The organism is Daejeonella sp. (assembly GCF_044342615.1).
Classification (GTDB): Bacteria; Bacteroidota; Bacteroidia; order Sphingobacteriales; family Sphingobacteriaceae; genus Daejeonella.
Genome location: NZ_JBIIPN010000049.1, coordinates 1 through 18,213, shown reverse-complemented (window position 1 = coordinate 18,213; position 18,213 = coordinate 1). Strand labels below are relative to the sequence as shown.

The following is an 18,213-nucleotide window of genomic DNA, read 5'->3' as shown; positions in this document are numbered from 1 at the left end:
AATTCATTAGCATTATTAAATTCAGTTCTAAAATTCAATGAGGATATTGAGGGATTCAAGGAGGTTTTTGGTATTCCTTATCAACAATACGTTAAAACGGAATTTGATTTAAGATATTACCGCTCTCTGGGTGGTGAAAAACAGTTGGTGGCCAGAATTAATCCTGGTATAGGTATTCCTTATGGTAACAGTGTTCGTTTAACTTTTGAAAAGAATTTCTTTGCTGGTGGATCAAGCGGACTAAGGGCATGGCAAGCTAGAACATTAGGCCCCGGTAAGTACAATAGAGCGGTTTTCGGGACATCGGGTACAGCTGATACATTGAGGAGTAATCTCAGAAATTTAGATCAGCTTGGTGAAATAAAATTAGAAGGTAATCTCGAATACCGATTTAAAGTGGCAGAAAATATTTTAAATGCTAAAGTTAAGGGCGCAGCTTTTGCTGATTTTGGTAATATTTGGAGAAGCTCAGATTTTATTGAAAATCCTGAAGGTGAATTTAAATTTAACAAGTTTCTAGGCCAATTGGCAATTGGAATCGGTGCAGGTTTACGATTTGATTATAACTACTTTGTATTTAGACTCGATGCTGGAATTAAAGTAAAGGATCCTCAATTTAATGGCTCCGACCAATATGTTATAAAACACCTATTTAATAAAAAAGAATTTAAAGCCGATTTTGCATCCACTAACCGTCCAGATGTTTATCGTTTTGTACAGTATAATTTTGGTATAGGCATGCCATTTTAAAATAAACCTAATTTCGTTTTTGGCTAAATCATATTTCTTAAACCATCAAAAATCGTATCAAAAAAGGTTGGTAATTTAAGTCCCTGACTCGAATTATAATAAAATAGTCCAATTAATATAATAACTGCCACCACAATAAATTTCCTGAAAAGTGCAGCTAATAAAATCAATATCAGTGGAATAATCACTAAAATCCACCAGCTTATTTTTATTGGATTAATGCTATCGCCTTTTTGATAAACATAATATAATTTGCCATGTGTTCCTGATTGGTTCTCATGCCTTAAATAAATAAATGTCGACTTATTTATAGCTTGTGACAGCACTGCTACGCCATTATTAAATTGGAGCTCTTGTCCAAAACCATTAATGCTAAATTGAAATGTCCCACTTAGGCTTTCGATTGGCCTATCTAATGAATCTGTAGCAATAATGGCAATTTTATTGTTTTTAAGAAGGTTCTCCTTAATCATGAAATTATTGATAGCAACATCTTGGCCTTGAATAAATTCTTCTTGAGCATGTAGTTGTTTGCCTGCTACAAAGAGCACTATAGTAATGAGAATTAGCTTTAAATTTTTCATTCAAATGATCGTTTATTGTAAATTAAAAATCCCACATAAAACATTGCACCCTATCGCTTTTGGCTATCTTCATAATGATTAACACTTAAATTGATTGGCGCTAAAAGTGTATTGTAAAACATTTCGCCACTTAATGCACAATGTTGGTTCGCAAATAATTCGCCATACTCAATTTCTTGTAAACCATTTAATATGAAGGCTTTAACTGGTTGAAATATATTAACTTCCGTTCGTAAATCTATCATTTTAAATTCTAATACATTAGCGTGTTAATTCCTTAAGCAATGATTGATTAGAATCTATAAGGTCTAAAACTCAAGAAAATTTGGATAGATAATTGAATTTCTTAAAACTTTAAATTATTGGCAAAGATAAGCTTGTTTGGTGATTTATAAAGCCACTCCTCTTTTTTTAGACTTTGTTTTTGTTGAAACAATTGGCTTTTCTTGTTATTTTTCTATTAATTAGAGGAAAATAAGATCAAAATTAGATTTAAAAGATTCTATAATAAAAATGAACTACAAACAATACGCAGACAAGTATCAAGACAACCTTTTAAAAGATGTAATTCCTTTTTGGTTGAAAAATTCAGGTGATAAGGAATTTGGAGGCTTTTTTACCTGCCTTGACCGTGAAGGAAAGGTTTTTGATACAGATAAATTTGCTTGGTTACAATTTAGGCAAGTTTGGTGCTTTAGCATGCTTTACAATCAAGTTGAGCGAAAAAAAGAATGGCTAGATTTCGCAATTCAAGGCGCTGAGTTCATGAAAAAACATGGAAAAGATAGCGAGGGTAATTTTTATTTTTCACTCACACGCGATGGTCAACCTTTAATTCAGCCTTACAATATTTTCTCAGATTGTTTTGCAGCAATGGCCTTCGCTCAGCTTTACAAAGCCACAGGCACCGAAGAATATGCTAAACTTGCTATAGATACTTTTAATAATATTCTTCGTAAGAGGGACGATCCGAAAGGAAAATATACTAAAGCATATCCCGGGACTAGGCCCTTGCAGGGATTTTCTTTACCCATGATTCTTTGTAACCTTGTTCTAGAATTAGAACATCTTCTGGATCGAGATTTGATTGAAAAAACTATCGATGATGGTATCCACTCCGTTATGGAAGTTTTTTATCAAGAGGATCTTGGGATAATTCTCGAAAATGTTAAGCCTGATGGATCATTCTCTGATACTTTTGATGGACGCCTTGTAAATCCTGGCCACGGACTAGAATCTATGTGGTTTATTATGGATATCGCCGAACGTAGAAATGATCAAGCTTTGATTAAGAAAGCCGTTGATACCACCATCAATATTTTGGAATATGGTTGGGATAAAGAATTTGAAGGTATTCTGTACTTTATGGATGTGAAGGGGCATCCACCACAGCAATTAGAATGGGATCAGAAATTATGGTGGGTACATGTTGAAACGCTAATTAGCTTGTTAAAAGGATTTTATCATACTGGTGATCAGCGCTGCTGGGACTGGTTTGAAAAGGTTCATAAATATACCTGGGCTCATTTCCCAGATGCCGAAAAAGGTGAATGGTATGGTTATTTAAATCGTAGGGGTGAAGTGCTTCTTCCGCTCAAAGGTGGTAAATGGAAAGGTTGCTTTCATGTTCCTCGCGGATTATATCAGTGTTGGAAAACTTTAGAGAAAATTGAAGAAAAATACAGTAAGTAATTGTATTTCAATATTATATAAAGAAATAAAATTAATTTAAACAATATGGCAATTATTTCATCTCAAAATTCGGCAGTTACTGTTGAGGGTTCTGGGAATCAAAACTATATGCCCGCATTAATTTCTCTTGCGGTTTTATATTTCATGAACGGCTTTATTACCTGCCTCAATGATACTTTAGTTCCTTTCTTCAAGGAGGGCTTTACTTTAAGCTATGCCGATTCATCCTTGGTACAATTCTATTTTTTCCTGACCTATGGTTTAATGTCTTTCCCTGCCGGAATGATTGTTGAAAAAATAGGTTACAAAAATGGTATGGTACTCGGTTTTGCAATTGCAGCAATTGGTGCACTTTTATTTTACCCTGCTGCAGATATGCATCTTTATTATCTGTTTCTAGCTGCCTTATTTGTCCTAGCCATAGGTATTGTTGTCTTACAAGTGGCATCAAATCCTTATATCACAGCCCTTGGGCCTGCTGAAACTGCTTCTTCAAGATTAACGCTAATTCAGGCTGTAGGTTCAATTGGGACTACCGTAGCGCCTATTTTTGGAGCCCATTACATACTTTCTCGTTTAAAGGAGTCGGGAGCTTCTAGCGATGCCGTTAAATATCCTTATTTGGGTATTGCAGCTTTGTTAATCTGTATTGCTTTGGTAGTTTATAATTTAAAATTACCCAAAATCAGTACGGGTTCCGAAAGTGCAGTCGCAAGTCCCGAAGAAAGAAGAAGTCTATTCTCCTTTCGTAATTTAAATTATGGTTCATGGGCCATTTTTGCCTATGTGGGCGCCGAAGTATCAATCGGTACTTTTCTGACCAATTACATTGCAGATACTTTAAGTGTTGGAGTAGAAAATGCAAATTCTTACGTTTCCTACTATTGGGGTGGAATGCTTGTGGGTCGATTAATCGGGTCTTTTTTATTAAAAACATTAAAGGCATCTCAAGTTCTTACTTTTTGTGCTATTGGAGCCATTTTATTAGTCATTCTTTCGGTAAGTAGCAACGGAGCCCTAGCCGTTTGGTCAATGATTGGTGTTGGTGTTTTCAATTCGGTGATGTTCGCTATTATTTTCTCACTATCAGTGGTAGGATTAGGAAAATACACCACCAAGGCATCAGGGATTTTATCTACCGCCATTGCTGGGGGAGCAATTGTTTCCTTTTCACAGGGTTATTTAAAAGATCATTCTACATGGGCCATTGCATTTATGATTCCGGTTCTATGTTATTTATACATTGTTTTTTTTGGGATGAACGGCTATAAGCCAAAAGCTGAAAATTTATGAAAAGAAGAAGTTTTATCAGTCTAACAGGTCTAGGAGCCACAGGCATAGCGTCAGGAGCATTATCGGCAATTCCGAGTCAAACATTCGCGACTCCTTTTTCTGCTGATCTGAAGGCCTCTGAGCTACATGCGCAAGTTGTTATTGCTGGTGGTGGTGTTGGTGGATGTTCTGCTGCCTTGTCGGCTTTACGCAATGGCTTGGATGTTATCATGACCGAAGAAACCGATTGGATTGGTGGTCAGTTAACCTCTCAAGGTGTTCCCCCTGATGAGCATGCATGGATTGAAACGCATGGTGCGCCAAAATCCTATCGCGATTACCGTAATGCTGTTAGGAACTATTATAAAAGTCATTATCCTGTAACTGAGGCTTCAAGGGCTAAAGAGCGACTTAATCCTGGAAATGCCATGGTTTCTGCGCTTTGTCATGAACCTAGAGTTTCGCTAGCTGTTTTGCAGGAAATGCTTGCTCCATACATTAGCTCAGGTAAATTAACGCTCTTAATTGAGCATAAAATTACTTCTGCTGAGTATGCTGGCAATAAAGTGAAGGCATTGAAAGCGCAAAGTTTAAGGACTGGCCGTAACTATATTTTAACAGCGCCTTATTTTGTGGATGCGACGGAAACGGGAGAACTTTTGCCTATGACAGGAACCGAATTTGTGATGGGTACTGAATCAAGAAATGAAACTCGTGAGCTTCATGCTCCACTGAAGGCTGATCCGGATAACCAGCAAGCATTTACGGTATGTTTTGCGATGGATTATGTGCCTGGAACAAATAATATCGGTGAAAAACCTGCGGAATATGACTTTTGGCGAAATTTAGTCCCGAAAATGACCCCCGCATGGCCTGGGAAATTACTCGACCTCAGTTATTCGAATCCTAAAACTCTTGAGAAAAAACCGCTAGGATTTCATCCAGAAGGTATTTCAACAGATCCATACCTAAACCTTTGGATTTATCGCCGCATTCTTGCCAAGGATAATTTTACTCCAGGAGCATTCAAAGGCGATATTTCTACTGTAAACTGGCCTCAGAATGATTATACGCTAGGCAATTTGGTTGGCGTATCTCAAAAAGAGTTCAATCATCATGTAAATAGAGGTAAGCAATTGAGTTTATCGCTATTTCATTGGCTTCAAACAGAGGCTCCTCGTCCGGATGGGAAACAGGGTTGGGCAGGACTTCGTTTACGAAAGGATGTAATGGGTACAGAGGATGGTTTGGCTAAGTATCCTTATATCAGAGAATCTAGGCGCATAAAAGCTCAATTTACCATTTTAGAAGAGCATGTAGGGCAAGATAATCGAATACAGGTTGCTGGGGCTGAAGCAGGTAAAGTTGCCGCCGATTTCTATGATAGCGTAGGAATTGGTTATTATCACATTGATTTACACCCAAGTAGCCGAGGAAATAATTACATCGATTTTTCATCTTTACCTTTTCAAATTCCGCTAGGTTCATTATTGCCTATACGAATGGAAAACTTAATCCCAGCCAATAAAAATATAGGTACAACACATATTACCAATGGTTGCTACCGTTTACACCCCGTAGAATGGAGTATCGGTGAAGCAGTTGGTTTATTAGTAAGCTATTCACTTAAAAAGAATGTAATTCCACATCAAGTGCGTGAAGGGAAAAATTTATTAGCAGAATTCCAAGATTTTATTGTGAAACAGGGTATAGAATTGAAATGGAAATAATTTAATCGTCTTAATTACAAAAAAGCCCCGTTTTTTTTAAAAACGGGGCTTTTTTGTATTCTCAATATTATTAACTTGAAAGTGGCGGTCCAACAGGAACCACAATTTTTTGTCGTGTGCTCGGTTGGATATATCTCTTAGCTGTAAATTTAGAAGTTAAGTACTCTCCATGGTGAATCATTCCCGACATCGTATCGCCAGAAAGGGTGCCTGAAAAAGTAAAGGGAACATTATCAGCTAACATTCTAGATGCACTTTTAAATTTCACCTCATTATCATCAATTGTGCCTTCCAACTCATTTGTTGTAAATGTACTCTTATGAGAACCTTTAAGCCAGTTTGAATCCTGTTGCTCAATAGAGAAGCTATGCTTACTTGTCTCAGTAAAGTATTCAACGGTAACGTCCCAACGTCCAACAAGATTTGCTGCTGGAGCCTTCATCTCTGGAACAGCTGGACGCTTCATTGATAAAGCTCCAAAAATACGATCCGCAACAATTTTATCATCACCAGGTTGCATCATAAATGCTGCAATACTGATATAAGTAGTATTTGCCGCCGCTCCTTTACCGCCGTTACCAGCGCTTAGGGCAATCCTCGGACTAGTAGTGGAAAGGTAAGTGGCAATATCCTGGCCTGTAGCGTTAAATTTGGCTGGGTCCCAAGTTATTATGAGATTAGGAGTACGATTATCTAGTCCAATAGGTTGAACTATATTAGTACTGATTCCTGCTATTGACGAAACACGTTTTGCAATAGTCTCTAAATAGCCTGTCCAAGTAATTTCTTCTTGAGCATGATTCCGTTTAAGCCATGCTTCAACAGCAGCTACCATGCCTATTTGTTCTTCTTTTCCAACTTTATTATCGCGGCCAGCACCATGATGAGGAGAACTTGCTTGCCATGTAGCCATTAAGAATTTTTTATCTCCGAGAAGTAAACCAGCGCTTTGCGGACCACGTATTGCTTTTCCACCGCTATAAGCAACTATTGTTGCACCATCAGCTAAGTGAACATTCGGGTTTAAAGTTAGCGCTTCTGCTGCAGCATCTACAAATACTGGAATGCCCTTAGCTTTTGCAGCTTTTGAAATAGCTTGAACAGAAAGTGGTCCTGTGTCTCCAGGTTCTGTAGGCATCATGTAAACCATCGCTGTACGAGAGTTCATAGCCGCTTCAAATTCCTCCTGTGTTTCTACAGTAATAACTTTTACACCCACATTACGTACAGCATGATCATAAGTATTGCGTGAGTGACGAGGGATAATAACCTCTGTTTTTTCAAATCCTGTAAGATCTGGAATACGTACCAATTTTTCTGGGTTACCACCTGTAACGGCAGCCATCGTGCTAATTTTAATTCCACCAGCACAACCACAAGAAACAACACCCCATTCGGCACCAGATAGCTCAGCCAAACGTTTTCCAACACCCATGGCCAACTCATCCAGTTGGACATAGTTTGATTGCGCATTGTACATGGCTTCTTTAGCTTCTGGGACTAAAGTAGATGCTCCAATAATGGTGAATGTTCCACGACAGTTGATTACGGGCTCCACACCAAGGGCACGGTAAACCTCTGGTCCTCGAAAAGCAGTGCTTGCTGCAGCACCTTCTGTTCCTAGTAAACTTGAAGCTGCCGTACTAGCCATTGCTGCCTGAGTACTACCAACAAGTCCTCCGGCAATTGGGACTAGCGTCAGTCCCTTAATAACGTCTCTACGTTTCATTGTATTTTGTGTTAAGGTAATTATATTGTTGAATACGATTTTTAAATAATGATTTACAATAATCTAATTTAATAAATTATCTAATTGAATGAACCTAAATTTAGTAAATTCATTTTAAATGCGAATTCTAAAACAATAAAAAATCCTATATCATCTGTGCTATTGTTACAGATAATATAGGAAATGAAGTTTTTTAACGCTAAAGTTTAAGGAGGATCTTAAGCTTTCCTTACAAATTCTGATTTTAAAGCCATAGAGCCAAATCCATCAATTTTGCATGAAATATTATGATCACCCTCGCTTAAATGAATATTTTTAACCTTTGTACCTGCTTTTATTGGTTTTGGTGCGCCTTTTACAGGAAGATCTTTAATTACAATCACCGAGTCGCCATCTACCAGCTCATTTCCATTAGAATCTAAAACTTTTAGACCGGATTCAAGTTCAATACTTTCCTCTTTGGGATCCCATTCATGAAAGCATTGTGAGCAAATCATCAGGTCTTGATCCTGGTACGTAAATTCAGATTTGCATTTCGGGCAGGCTTGGATCTCACTCATTTTATTTTATTTAATGCGACAAAGATAAAAAAGCCTTGATTAAAGCCATTGTCAATCCTTAATACAATCAATTTTCATGAATTAATCAAGTTTTTACGACTTAAAATGAAAAAATCATTAATAAAGCAGGTGTTTTTTGGAAGAGCTACGCCAACCCGCCTGATTTTCATATTCCACAAAAAATATTTTTAAATCGGCCTGATTTTCATATTTGACAAAGAAAATTTTCTTCTTAGCCTGGTTTTCATACTTTGTGAAGAACCATTTTCCATCGTTCCCTTGTGCCTGATTTTCGTATTTTACTTTGTAAACTTTTAAGTCGGCTTGGTTTTCATATTTAACCACAAAAACCTTTACATCGGCTTGATTTTCATAATCTACAGAATATACTTTTTGTGCTTTGGCAAGTCCGAAGTGTAAGAACAATACAGTTAACAAGATTATTTTTTTCATATTATGATTTCTTTTGAGTAGGAAATTTATGGTTTCTCCCAAGGCACCCCAGCCATTCCATTGAGATCCCACACAATTTTACCAGCACGGATAGTCATTTCTGCTTGAAACTTTTTATCGCCTTCCAGCTTGAAACCACCTGCATCAAGGAAACCAAATTTCCCATCGATCACCTTAATGATGGCAATATCTGCTACTGAACCGGGACTCAGATTACCTAAGTCTGGACGTTTTATGGCTTTAGCCGCCGACCAGCTCCCTTTTTCGAGAACATCTTCTACTTTCATTCCCATATTCAAGTATTTTGACATCAAATTCAGCATATCTTTCATACCAGAATTTACGCTGTTATGATGCATGTCGGTACCAAAAGTGTCGGGACCAAAGCCCTGTTTTAATGCCGGTATTGCCTGGTTAAACCAAAATCCTACACCTCCATGACTTACATCAAATAAGACTCCACGCTTACGAGCATCCCAAACAAATGGTCTGATTTTTTTATTTTCATCAACTAATGGCATACGCTCCTCAACGTTTTCGAAGGCATGGCATAGAATATCACCCGAATTCATGTGTTTCAGCTGATCCTCAAGAGAAAAAGCAGTGATGTGGCATTCCACCAATAGCGGTTTTTTGATTTTTTGTGCTAATGCGGCAGCATCATCAAAAGGTTTCCAATCTGAACCTGAATAATGCCCGATTTTAATTCCTGCAATGATGTCTGGGTATTTTTCATTGATCTCAAATGCTTTTTCTATGTTTAAAACATTCAAATCTTCTTGTTCAGCAGCAGTTCCCTGCATTCCCGTGCCAAAAATATTTAAAAAGGAAAGAATTCTTGTTTTTGATCGATCAATAACCTCCTCCTTAAAAACAGAGAAATTTTTATGGCCTGATGTACCTGCATCAACAACTGTTGTTACGCCTGCACGAAATGTAAAATCATCAGCTTTTACACTAGATGATCCATGGCCAAAGCCTGCATTCGGGCCAGTAAATACGTGGGTGTGGATATCAATAAAACCAGGACTAACATACATTCCACTGATGTCCAATACCTTTTTTGCATCTGATTCAGGAATATTGGCATCTATTTTTAAAATTTTTCCATTGCTAATGGCAAGATCCATTTTTTTATTGATGTTGTTTTTTGCATCAATAATATGACCACCTTTTAATAAGAGATCAATAGTTTGCGCACTTAATAAATGAGAAAATAAATTTAAGCAGATTATAATTAATGTAGTTTTAGCCATTATTTTGAGCATTACTATTTGATAATTGGCGCACTTAAAGCATTTAAATCCCACACTACTTTGCCTTTACGGATGGTCAGTTCAGCTTCTAATTTTTGCTTGCCTCTGATGGCCATTCCGCTAGCATCGGTATAGCCAAAATCGCCATCTCTTAAATTGAAAACAGCAATATCTGCTTCAGCACCTACACTCAAATTACCTAGCTCGGTCCGCTGAATTACCTTTGCGGGATTCCATGTCGATGCGGCAATCACATCCGCCAAGGGCATCCCTAAACTTAAAAATTTGGATGCTAAATTGGCCATGTCTTTAAAACCAGCATTCATGCTTCCTGTATGTAAATCTGAGCTCAATACATCTGGAACGAATCCTTGCTTCATGGCAGGTATCGCTTGACTCCAGTTGAAGCTTCCACCACCATGACCAACGTCAAAGATTACACCTCTTTTGCGAGCATCCCATACAAAATCTTTTACTTTTTCGGTTTTTACATCCACAATTGCTTGTTTATGCTCCAGCATATTTCCGTCTTTGTCATATTCTTGATCGTAACGGTAGGCATGGGTTAAAATATCACCAGGGCGAAGATGCTTTAATAAAAGGTCTGATAGCGGAAGAGGAGGGAGGGCCTTTCCAAAATCAACCATAAGGGGAATGCTTGCCAAACGACCCGCTTCAACCGCCTTATCTGTGGGTTCCCAATCATGCCCAATATAATGCGCCAATTTTATCCCAACCACAATATCTTTATGCTTTTTAGCGATGGCAGCAGTTAGTTTAGGATCCATATCCGCTTCATCTTGCTCATAAGCCTCAATGCCACGCATTCCTTGTCCCACAATATTCATAAAAGCCAAAACTCGTGTCTTGGCAGGATTCACAATATTTTTTCGGAATACATCAATATTCCGCCATCCTGGTCCGCCAGCATCTACAATAGTGGTGACACCCGATCTGAACGTAAAACCATCAGGTGGTACAGCGTCTAAACCATTACTTAGGTAATTATCGGCCTCTGTACCATGGAATACGTGTCCGTGGATGTCAATTAGCCCCGGACTAACATACAAGCCGCTAACATTAACCATTTTTTTAGCACTATTTGCGGGTATATCTGCTGCTACACGATATATTTTACCGTCTTTAATAGCAACATCCATTTTGGAGTTAATTTTGTTTTTAGCATCGATAACATGTCCGCCTTTGAGGAGGAGATCGATTTCTTGGGCTTGGAGGGTGGGGCTGGATATGCTTAAGCAGATTCCTAAAATAGCTTGGAGTAGGACGTGTTTTTGTGTCATTTTATTATTCTATATTTTTATAAATTTAGGCTTAATAAATGTTTATAGTTTGAATATACTAAAAATCTCATAAACGCCTTTATTAAAATTATAACAAATTAATTACAATCAATTATTGTATTATGTCATACATATTTTTCTTTTTTTAATACATAAATCATAAATTCAACAAAAAATAAATGCATATGATTTCCTTGAAAAAAACTCTCTTTGCCGCTTTTATCCTTGTCGGCAGCATTACATCTGTTAAAAGTCAGGTAAAAGGCCTGGCAGATGGTATTATTTCCTCTCAGGATTTGTTTAATACCTCCATGAATAGCACTGTTTTTTGCTATCGTATTCCTGCTTTAATAAAGGCTCCAAACGGTGATTTGATTGCTGCTATTGATGAGCGCAATCTATCTTGTGGCGATTTACGCATGAATGAGGATGTGAATATTGTTATCCGTAAAAGTTCTGATAATGGGGCTAATTGGTCGTCCATCCGCAAAATTATTGATTTCCCAATGGGGCAGTCGGCATCCGATCCTTCTTTAATCAGAGATGATGTGACGGGCGAAATTTTTATGTTTTATAATTTCATGGACTTGAAAAAAGAGAAGGATGTTTATTATATTCATGTGGTAAAAAGTAGCGATAATGGTGAAACTTGGTCCAAACCTGAAGATATAACCTCCCAAATCAGTAAGCCTGAATGGAAAAAGGATTTCAAGTTTGTAACCTCAGGAAAGGGTACTCAAACGGCTTCTGGTAAACTCCTCCATACCTTGGTAAATCTAAAATATGGGGTTTTTATTTTTGGTTCTGATGATCATGGTAAAACTTGGTTCTTTAAAGAAACTCCTGTAAAACCTGCCGATGAATCGAAGGTTATCGAATTAAGTGACGGTCGCTGGATGGTGAACTCCAGAGTAAACAAAAATGGCATGCGGGTTGTTCATACATCATCAGATGAGGGTAAAACCTGGACGAGCAAGAACGAAACTACCTTAGTGGATCCAAGCTGTAATGGTGCTATAATTCGCTATAAATCAAATAAATATGGCAATTTATTATTGTTTTCAAATTTAGATTCCCAAAAGGAACGTGCTAATTTAACGGTAAAATATAGTAAGGATGAGGGCAAAACTTGGTCGAAAGGCAAGGTGATTTATTCGGGTTCAGCTGCTTATTCGGATATTGAAGTATTAGAAAATGGCCAAATAGGGGTCTTTTTTGAGAAAGAAGATTATAAAGAGAATGTATTTGCTCGTTTTTCTTTGAAATGGCTCATGAAATAATAAAATTGTATCAAGATTGTTAAAATTATTGGAATTGATATTTTTTGATGTATTTTTAATAATTCACACAATTTTGCTTTAAAACAGATCTTGTTGTGAAATTCAGAATATTTTTAAAATCAAAAAATAAAAAATATGGCCATCTATAAACTTCAGGTTAACGGAAAAACACTCCAAGCTGATGTTGAGGCAGATACCCCTTTATTATGGGTTTTGCGTGATCATTTAGGCTTGGTTGGTACCAAATACAGTTGTGGAATAGCACAATGTGGCGCTTGCACGGTTCATGTGAATGGAGCAGCAACTCGTTCATGTGTTTACCCGATAGCGGCAGTTGGAAATTCTCAGGTAATCACTATTGAGGGTTTATCCGAAAAGGGTGATCACCCATTACAAAAGGCATGGGATGAAATTGATGTGGCTCAATGCGGCTATTGCCAGGCAGGTCAGATAATGACCGCAGCAGCGATGTTGAAGCAGAACCCGAATCCAAGTATGGATGAGATTGAAGCGACCATGAACGGCAATCTCTGTCGCTGTGGTGCCTACCACCGTATTCGTGAGGCAGTTAAATTGGCAAGTACTAAACTTTAATTCCCATGAAAAGTACAACAAACAACAGCAGGCGCGATTTTTTGAAAATGAGCGCTATTACTGGCGGCGGACTCGTATTAGGATTTAATTGGTTTAGTTCAGATGCGAATGCTGCTACCGTATTTACGAGTGTTGCTCCTGGAGATATAAATTTCAATAGTTATTTATCTATTGCAACAGATGGCACCATCACCATTCTTTCGCCAAATCCTGAATTAGGTCAAAATATTATCACTTCATTCCCAATGGTTGTAGCTGAAGAGCTTGAAGCGGATTGGAAAAAAGTGAAGGTTGTTCAAGCTAATTTGGATAATAAATTCGACCGCCAATTAACCGGTGGTAGTGGGGCAGTACCTCATTCATGGAAATTATTGAGAAATGCTGGTGCAACGGCAAAATTCATGTTAATTGAAGCAGCAGCAAAGAAATGGGGAGTTCCTGCTTCAGAATGTTTCGCTTCTGAAAGTTTCGTTATTCATCGCGCAAGCGGTAAAAAATTAGCTTTTGGAGATCTTGCTGAGGCTGCTTCAAAGGTTCCAGTACCAAGTTCGGTGAAGCTAAAAGATCGTAAGGATTTTAAATTGATTGGTACTTCGCTTAAAAATGTTGAGAATCATAAAATTGTAACGGGTAAGCCTTTATTCGGACTAGATTTTTACCGTGAGGGAATGGTTTATGCCATGATTCAGCGCCCTGTTCAATTTGGAATGAAGCTTAAATCTTTTGATGGTTCATTTGCGAAATCAATGCTAGGAATTATTGATGTTGTTGCTTTCAAAAATAACGTGGCTGTTGTTGGTAAATCGACTTGGCAGGTACTTAAAGCACGAAAAATGCTTAAAATTGAGTATGAGAAGGAGTTTGCATTAGAAAGCACCGAAGATCATGATCAATTATTCTTGAATCTCATGGACAATGGGCAAGCTACCGTCCGACGAAAAGAGGGTGATGTTGATTCGGCCTTTAAAAATGCTACTAAAGTGATAAAAGGCGAATATCAATGTCCTTTTATTTCTCATAGTCCGATGGAACCCATGAACTTCTTCGCTCATGTTCGTCCCGATGGTGTTGAATTGGTAGGGCCTACACAAACTCCTGGAAGGGCACGTACTCAAGTGGCACAGCTTTTAAATATTGCTGAGGATAAAATTACCGTTCAACTTACTCGTTTAGGAGGTGGTTTTGGTAGGAGGTTATACAATGATTTTGCGCTTGAAGCTGCTGAGTTATCGAGCATTATTAAGTCGCCTGTTAAATTAATTTGGACTAAAGAGGATGATATGACGGCTGGGACTTACCGTCCGGCGGTGCGTTATCGTTTTGAGGCTGCATTGGATGCTTCAGGTAACTTGACAGGATATAAATTAAGAGGTGTGGGAATAAATTCAGGTAATCCAACACGTGAGAATAATTTCCCTTCTGGAGCAGTTGATCACTTATTGATTGATTCGGTAGAACATAAATCGCCAATTACAACGGGTGCATGGCGTGCACCAATAACTAATTTCCTTGCCTTTGCAGAACAAGCATTTTTAGATGAGGTGGCTGTAGCAGCAGGAAAAGATCCGGTACAGTTTCGGTTAGATTTATTAGCTAAAGCGAAGAATTCACCTGCTGGAGCTATTCGTTATGATATTGATCGGATGGAAGCGGTGATTAAAATGGCTGCTGAAAAATCGGGTTGGGGTAAGAAAAAGGATGTATCTCAAGGGTTTTCGGTGTATTTCTCACATGCATCTTATGTTGCTCAAGTGGCCGAAGTGGTGATGAAAGCCGGTCTGCCACAAGTTAAAAAGATTTATGCGGTATCTGATTGCGGTCAGGTTGTGAGTCTTAATGGTGCGACTCATCAAGTGATGGGCGGAATTGTAGATGGTTTAGGCCATGCCATGTACAGTAAATTAAGCTTTAGAGATGGCGCTGCTGATCAAAATAACTATAATAGCTACCGTTTAATCCGGATGAAGGAAGTTCCTGAAATTGAGACCCATTTCGTTGATAATGGCATTGATCCTACAGGTTTAGGTGAACCCGCGCTTCCGCCAACGGGTGGAGCAGTGGCCAATGCTATTTTTAAGGCGACAGGCAAGCGTTTAAGAAATCAACCATTTATTGAGGAAGATTTATTTAAAACCATTTCATAGTCTTGAAAAACAATTTTTAAAGCCGGTGGATTTTTCTATCGGCTTTTTTGTTTGGGCTTTTTTGTATTCACTACCTTGTTATCCCGAAACCTGCTCTTCCGCAGGTGAGGGACCTTTGTAATTCTTAGCACAATTTTGTTTTTCCCAAAAAAAAGTTCCCTCTCTAAGTTCGTGATGACAGGTGCATGGCGTTTAAAAAAAATCAATATCTAATTTATTCTTTAAATCCATTTGTTCATGCAGGATCCTCGTAATTTCAATTGAATGATCATCTATTATTCGATAAAATATGATATGCTTTGATGATTTTTTACCTTTTAATTCGGGGAATATTTCATTATAATCTTTACCAATTTGTGGTTTCTTAGCTATTGCAGAACATGCCTTGATAATTAATTGATAATAAATATTTGCTTGACGTTCTGACCAATTATCAGCCGTATAATTCCAAATGTCAGATAAATCCTTTACAGCAATTTTAGTGAATTTAATCTTTGTCATTTCACTCGCTCAGCATTTAATTTCTTTAAATGGTCTTCTGGATTAAAATCCTCAGCAAAACCACTGTTAACTCCCTCTTGAATGGAATGTCGCAAGGCAATAATTTTTTGTTCCTCCTCTTCTAATAATCGTAAACCTGCACGTAATACTTCACTTGTGTTTTTATAACGACCTTCTTTTAAAATGTTTTGAATAAATTGGTCAAAATAATTGCCTAAAGTAATCGATGTGTTTTTACTCATGATGATATATTTTATATAAAAATACCAATTATTGGTATAATTTCAAAATTTTTAATCCTTTACGACTTTCCTCACGACTGTCCTAGTTAGGCGCAGCCATCTCCTCTGATTATTAAATGTCAGGGCTCTTCATACTCCTCTTCTCAAAAATATTCCTATTTTCACTCTAGCTTGTCATCTTTGTATTGCAATCTTTCTAATTATTGCCTTTTCTTAAAAACGATTTTTATGGCCGATAGATAATTTCTATTGGCTTTTTTGTTTGTTTTTTTGCATTCACATCAAATTGTCAATTTATCTTTAAACGCTTTTTTGCTGCTTAAATCTTTGTTAATTTAACAGAAATTAAAAATTGTATTATGAAATGTCCAACCTGTCAGACTACCTTATTAATTGCGGATAAAAAAGGAGTAGAAATAGATTATTGTCCAGATTGCCGCGGAATTTGGTTAGATCGAGGCGAGCTTGAAAAAATACTTGAGCGTTCTGCCGAACATTTATCGAATCGTAGTAATTATGAGTCGGATTATAAAAAATATGACTATAAAGAGCAGCATAGCGACTATCATAAAGGGCATCCCCACAAGAAAAAGAAGTCGTTTTTAGACGATATTTTTGATTTTTAAACCCTAATTAAGAACTCAATCTCATAGCTTTAATTCGCTTTTGACCTTTAAAAACCGTATCTTTGCGCCATTATTTTCCTGAAGGTCTGCTTTTTTGAGTAAAATCTTCCCTAGATTATAAAAAGAAGCATGAGAAAAATAGTTGATTACAGAAAGATTTTAGGCGTTGATAAAAATGTGGAATTGGCTGATTTAAAGTCGGTTTACCGTACTTTGATGAAGAATTGGCATCCCGATAAATTTACCGAATCTGAAGAAAGTAAAATGGAGGCTGAAGAAAAAAGTAAGCTGATTATTGAAGCTTATCATTTCTTGGTTAGCATTGCTGCCGAAACTCGCCAACTCACAATAGAGGATTATAAACTTACTACTACCACTTCAGGATTAGCCGATTTTGAGTTCAAAAATCAAATTTTAACAGTTTATTTTGTAGATGGTTCGATTTACGAATATTTTGATGTTCCTAAAGCGATTTATGTTAAACTAATCAATGCTGATTCGCCAGCTCGATTCGCTAGAAGACATATTTACGCTAATTATGTGTATAGAAGTACTAGTAAATTGGTTGCATCGGCATAGGATGAGTTGACAGTTGTCAGTTATCAGTTATCAGTTTTCAGTTTGGCGACATCTATAAATAGGTGGCTGAGGTTCTCGAAGCCTGTAATATTTATCATTTCAGTTGACAGTTGTCAGTTTTCAGGCTGGCGACATCTATAAATAGGTGGCTGAGATTCTCGAACCCGTACTCCTTTTTGGTCGCTGTTCTAATTGCAGTCGTCCTCTTGTTCTTTATGACGGTAACCACCCCTTTTTATTCCCCCGCTTGTCCAAAGGACTCCTACGGAGCCGGGGATACTAGTCGTATAATTCTCTACTAAACATTACGTTTAGTTTTTAGTAGAGATTAGATTTAGCTTTGCATATCCCCCTCTGGAGTGGTTAGGGGGAGGATTAATAATCATAACCCTCTGGGCGGTGTTGCCATCTTTGCAGCTGATTATTTATAGCATGGTTTTTACTTAAATTTCTAAAAAAAGAACTATGAAATTAAAATTTATTCCAACACTACTTGTCTTTTGACGCTTCCCTCTGGTCGGTGTTGTCACCGTACCAGCCAATCTTTCTCTATTTATAGCATGATTTTTGCTTGTATTTCTAAAATAAAGGACTATGAAAATTAAAATTTATTCCATCAGTACTTGTCTTCTAATGCTTTTTGTGATTTTATCCCATTCTATTCAAGCACAAACGCGTCAGGAAAAAATGAAAGCAGAAGTAAAGCGCCTGATTGAAAGTAAAGATTATGTTTTCCTTGCTGAGTCGGCAACGCCACTTTCTGGCTCGGTTATAAGACTTACATCCATATATTTTTTGAAAATCAACAAAGATTCATTAGATAGTCATTTGCCCTATTTTGGTGTTGCTTTTAGAGCACCAATGGGAACAACTGAAAGTCCTTTGAGTTTTACTTCTACCGACTTTGATTATTCAATGAA

At 37.4% G+C, this 18,213-nt stretch carries 19 protein-coding genes; 10 read left to right on the top strand and 9 right to left on the bottom strand.

Features of this window, described 5'->3' with window-relative positions; all coding sequences use genetic code 11:
* Positions 1-750: BamA/TamA family outer membrane protein (locus ACIQ0D_RS06115; RefSeq protein WP_395803774.1), on the top strand; the 750-nt coding region annotated here is incomplete at its 5' end.
* Positions 751-773: 23 nt separating this feature from the next.
* On the opposite strand, the gene ACIQ0D_RS06110 is transcribed toward ACIQ0D_RS06115, so the two are convergent.
* Entirely contained in the window at positions 774-1,334 is a 561-nt protein-coding gene (locus ACIQ0D_RS06110) for a hypothetical protein (protein WP_395803772.1), read from the bottom strand.
* A 50-nt stretch (positions 1,335-1,384) separates the two neighbouring features.
* On the bottom strand, positions 1,385-1,579 hold the full coding sequence (locus ACIQ0D_RS06105) for a hypothetical protein (protein WP_395803770.1): 195 nt from the start codon (positions 1,577-1,579) through the stop codon (positions 1,385-1,387).
* 268 nt (positions 1,580-1,847) lie between these two features.
* On the opposite strand from ACIQ0D_RS06105, the gene ACIQ0D_RS06100 reads away from it, so the two are divergent.
* Genes ACIQ0D_RS06100 through ACIQ0D_RS06090 form a run of 3 tightly spaced genes read left to right on the top strand, consistent with a single transcriptional unit; the run spans position 1,848 to position 6,028 of the window.
* Entirely contained in the window at positions 1,848-3,026 is a 1,179-nt protein-coding gene (locus ACIQ0D_RS06100) for an AGE family epimerase/isomerase (protein WP_395803768.1), read from the top strand.
* Between the two features lie 45 nt (positions 3,027-3,071).
* Positions 3,072-4,319 (top strand): sugar MFS transporter, encoded by a 1,248-nt coding sequence (locus ACIQ0D_RS06095; protein WP_395803766.1) that lies wholly within the window; start codon positions 3,072-3,074, stop codon positions 4,317-4,319.
* Complete coding sequence (locus ACIQ0D_RS06090) at positions 4,316-6,028, top strand: FAD-dependent oxidoreductase (protein ID WP_395803764.1); 1,713 nt, start codon at positions 4,316-4,318, stop codon at positions 6,026-6,028. Before ACIQ0D_RS06095 ends, ACIQ0D_RS06090 begins: the two co-directional genes overlap by 4 nt.
* Before the next feature lie 70 nt (positions 6,029-6,098).
* On the opposite strand, the gene ACIQ0D_RS06085 is transcribed toward ACIQ0D_RS06090, so the two are convergent.
* The 5 genes from ACIQ0D_RS06085 to ACIQ0D_RS06065 form a co-directional block, all read right to left on the bottom strand.
* The gene (locus ACIQ0D_RS06085) at positions 6,099-7,757 is read right to left on the bottom strand and encodes a PLP-dependent transferase (RefSeq protein ID WP_395803762.1); all 1,659 of its coding nucleotides are present in this window, start codon (positions 7,755-7,757) and stop codon (positions 6,099-6,101) included.
* 218 nt (positions 7,758-7,975) lie between these two features.
* Positions 7,976-8,317, bottom strand: coding sequence for a zinc ribbon domain-containing protein YjdM (locus tag ACIQ0D_RS06080; protein ID WP_395803760.1), 342 nt, complete (start codon positions 8,315-8,317; stop codon positions 7,976-7,978).
* Positions 8,318-8,434: 117 nt separating this feature from the next.
* Positions 8,435-8,770 carry a DUF6150 family protein gene (locus tag ACIQ0D_RS06075; protein ID WP_395803758.1) on the bottom strand — a complete coding sequence of 112 codons (336 nt, stop codon included), beginning with the start codon at positions 8,768-8,770 and terminating at the stop codon, positions 8,435-8,437.
* Positions 8,771-8,796: 26 nt separating this feature from the next.
* Entirely contained in the window at positions 8,797-10,026 is a 1,230-nt protein-coding gene (locus ACIQ0D_RS06070) for an amidohydrolase/deacetylase family metallohydrolase (RefSeq protein WP_395803756.1), read from the bottom strand.
* 14 nt (positions 10,027-10,040) lie between these two features.
* The gene (locus tag ACIQ0D_RS06065) at positions 10,041-11,327 is read right to left on the bottom strand and encodes an amidohydrolase/deacetylase family metallohydrolase (protein WP_395803754.1); all 1,287 of its coding nucleotides are present in this window, start codon (positions 11,325-11,327) and stop codon (positions 10,041-10,043) included.
* A gap of 194 nt (positions 11,328-11,521) precedes the next feature.
* On the opposite strand from ACIQ0D_RS06065, the gene ACIQ0D_RS06060 reads away from it, so the two are divergent.
* From ACIQ0D_RS06060 to ACIQ0D_RS06050, 3 genes are all read left to right on the top strand, one after another.
* Positions 11,522-12,607: an exo-alpha-sialidase gene (locus tag ACIQ0D_RS06060; protein ID WP_395803752.1), complete on the top strand. Its 1,086-nt coding sequence runs from the start codon at positions 11,522-11,524 to the stop codon at positions 12,605-12,607.
* A 141-nt stretch (positions 12,608-12,748) separates the two neighbouring features.
* A complete protein-coding gene (locus tag ACIQ0D_RS06055; protein WP_395803776.1) occupies positions 12,749-13,201 on the top strand; it encodes a (2Fe-2S)-binding protein in 453 nt (150 codons plus the stop codon).
* Positions 13,202-13,206: 5 nt separating this feature from the next.
* On the top strand, positions 13,207-15,345 hold the full coding sequence (locus ACIQ0D_RS06050; protein ID WP_395803750.1) for a molybdopterin cofactor-binding domain-containing protein: 2,139 nt from the start codon (positions 13,207-13,209) through the stop codon (positions 15,343-15,345).
* A 192-nt stretch (positions 15,346-15,537) separates the two neighbouring features.
* On the opposite strand, the gene ACIQ0D_RS06045 is transcribed toward ACIQ0D_RS06050, so the two are convergent.
* The gene (locus ACIQ0D_RS06045) at positions 15,538-15,846 is read right to left on the bottom strand and encodes a type II toxin-antitoxin system RelE/ParE family toxin (RefSeq protein WP_395803748.1); all 309 of its coding nucleotides are present in this window, start codon (positions 15,844-15,846) and stop codon (positions 15,538-15,540) included.
* Complete coding sequence (locus ACIQ0D_RS06040; protein ID WP_395803746.1) at positions 15,843-16,088, bottom strand: type II toxin-antitoxin system ParD family antitoxin; 246 nt, start codon at positions 16,086-16,088, stop codon at positions 15,843-15,845. Before ACIQ0D_RS06040 ends, ACIQ0D_RS06045 begins: the two co-directional genes overlap by 4 nt.
* Positions 16,089-16,447: 359 nt before the next feature.
* On the opposite strand from ACIQ0D_RS06040, the gene ACIQ0D_RS06035 reads away from it, so the two are divergent.
* From ACIQ0D_RS06035 to ACIQ0D_RS06025, 3 genes are all read left to right on the top strand, one after another.
* Positions 16,448-16,714 carry a zf-TFIIB domain-containing protein gene (locus ACIQ0D_RS06035; protein ID WP_395803744.1) on the top strand — a complete coding sequence of 89 codons (267 nt, stop codon included), beginning with the start codon at positions 16,448-16,450 and terminating at the stop codon, positions 16,712-16,714.
* Between the two features lie 129 nt (positions 16,715-16,843).
* Complete coding sequence (locus ACIQ0D_RS06030; protein WP_395803742.1) at positions 16,844-17,293, top strand: KTSC domain-containing protein; 450 nt, start codon at positions 16,844-16,846, stop codon at positions 17,291-17,293.
* Positions 17,294-17,887: 594 nt separating this feature from the next.
* Positions 17,888-18,213: DUF4251 domain-containing protein (locus tag ACIQ0D_RS06025; protein ID WP_395803740.1), on the top strand; the 326-nt coding region annotated here is incomplete at its 3' end.

Excerpts from the sequence above, each read along its gene's own strand:
- ACIQ0D_RS06080 (WP_395803760.1), bottom strand. The coding sequence starts at position 8,317 with ATGAGTGAGATCCAAGCCTGCCCGAAATGCAAATCTGAATTTACGTAC.
- ACIQ0D_RS06105 (WP_395803770.1), bottom strand. The coding sequence starts at position 1,579 with ATGATAGATTTACGAACGGAAGTTAATATATTTCAACCAGTTAAAGCC.
- ACIQ0D_RS06035 (WP_395803744.1), top strand. The coding sequence starts at position 16,448 with ATGAAATGTCCAACCTGTCAGACTACCTTATTAATTGCGGATAAAAAA.
- ACIQ0D_RS06065 (WP_395803754.1), bottom strand. The coding sequence starts at position 11,327 with ATGACACAAAAACACGTCCTACTCCAAGCTATTTTAGGAATCTGCTTA.
- ACIQ0D_RS06085 (WP_395803762.1), bottom strand. The coding sequence starts at position 7,757 with ATGAAACGTAGAGACGTTATTAAGGGACTGACGCTAGTCCCAATTGCC.
- ACIQ0D_RS06050 (WP_395803750.1), top strand. The coding sequence starts at position 13,207 with ATGAAAAGTACAACAAACAACAGCAGGCGCGATTTTTTGAAAATGAGC.
- ACIQ0D_RS06030 (WP_395803742.1), top strand. The coding sequence starts at position 16,844 with ATGAGAAAAATAGTTGATTACAGAAAGATTTTAGGCGTTGATAAAAAT.
- ACIQ0D_RS06070 (WP_395803756.1), bottom strand. The coding sequence starts at position 10,026 with ATGGCTAAAACTACATTAATTATAATCTGCTTAAATTTATTTTCTCAT.
- ACIQ0D_RS06040 (WP_395803746.1), bottom strand. The coding sequence starts at position 16,088 with ATGAGTAAAAACACATCGATTACTTTAGGCAATTATTTTGACCAATTT.
- ACIQ0D_RS06100 (WP_395803768.1), top strand. The coding sequence starts at position 1,848 with ATGAACTACAAACAATACGCAGACAAGTATCAAGACAACCTTTTAAAA.
- ACIQ0D_RS06045 (WP_395803748.1), bottom strand. The coding sequence starts at position 15,846 with ATGACAAAGATTAAATTCACTAAAATTGCTGTAAAGGATTTATCTGAC.
- ACIQ0D_RS06095 (WP_395803766.1), top strand. The coding sequence starts at position 3,072 with ATGGCAATTATTTCATCTCAAAATTCGGCAGTTACTGTTGAGGGTTCT.
- ACIQ0D_RS06110 (WP_395803772.1), bottom strand. The coding sequence starts at position 1,334 with ATGAAAAATTTAAAGCTAATTCTCATTACTATAGTGCTCTTTGTAGCA.
- ACIQ0D_RS06090 (WP_395803764.1), top strand. The coding sequence starts at position 4,316 with ATGAAAAGAAGAAGTTTTATCAGTCTAACAGGTCTAGGAGCCACAGGC.
- ACIQ0D_RS06075 (WP_395803758.1), bottom strand. The coding sequence starts at position 8,770 with ATGAAAAAAATAATCTTGTTAACTGTATTGTTCTTACACTTCGGACTT.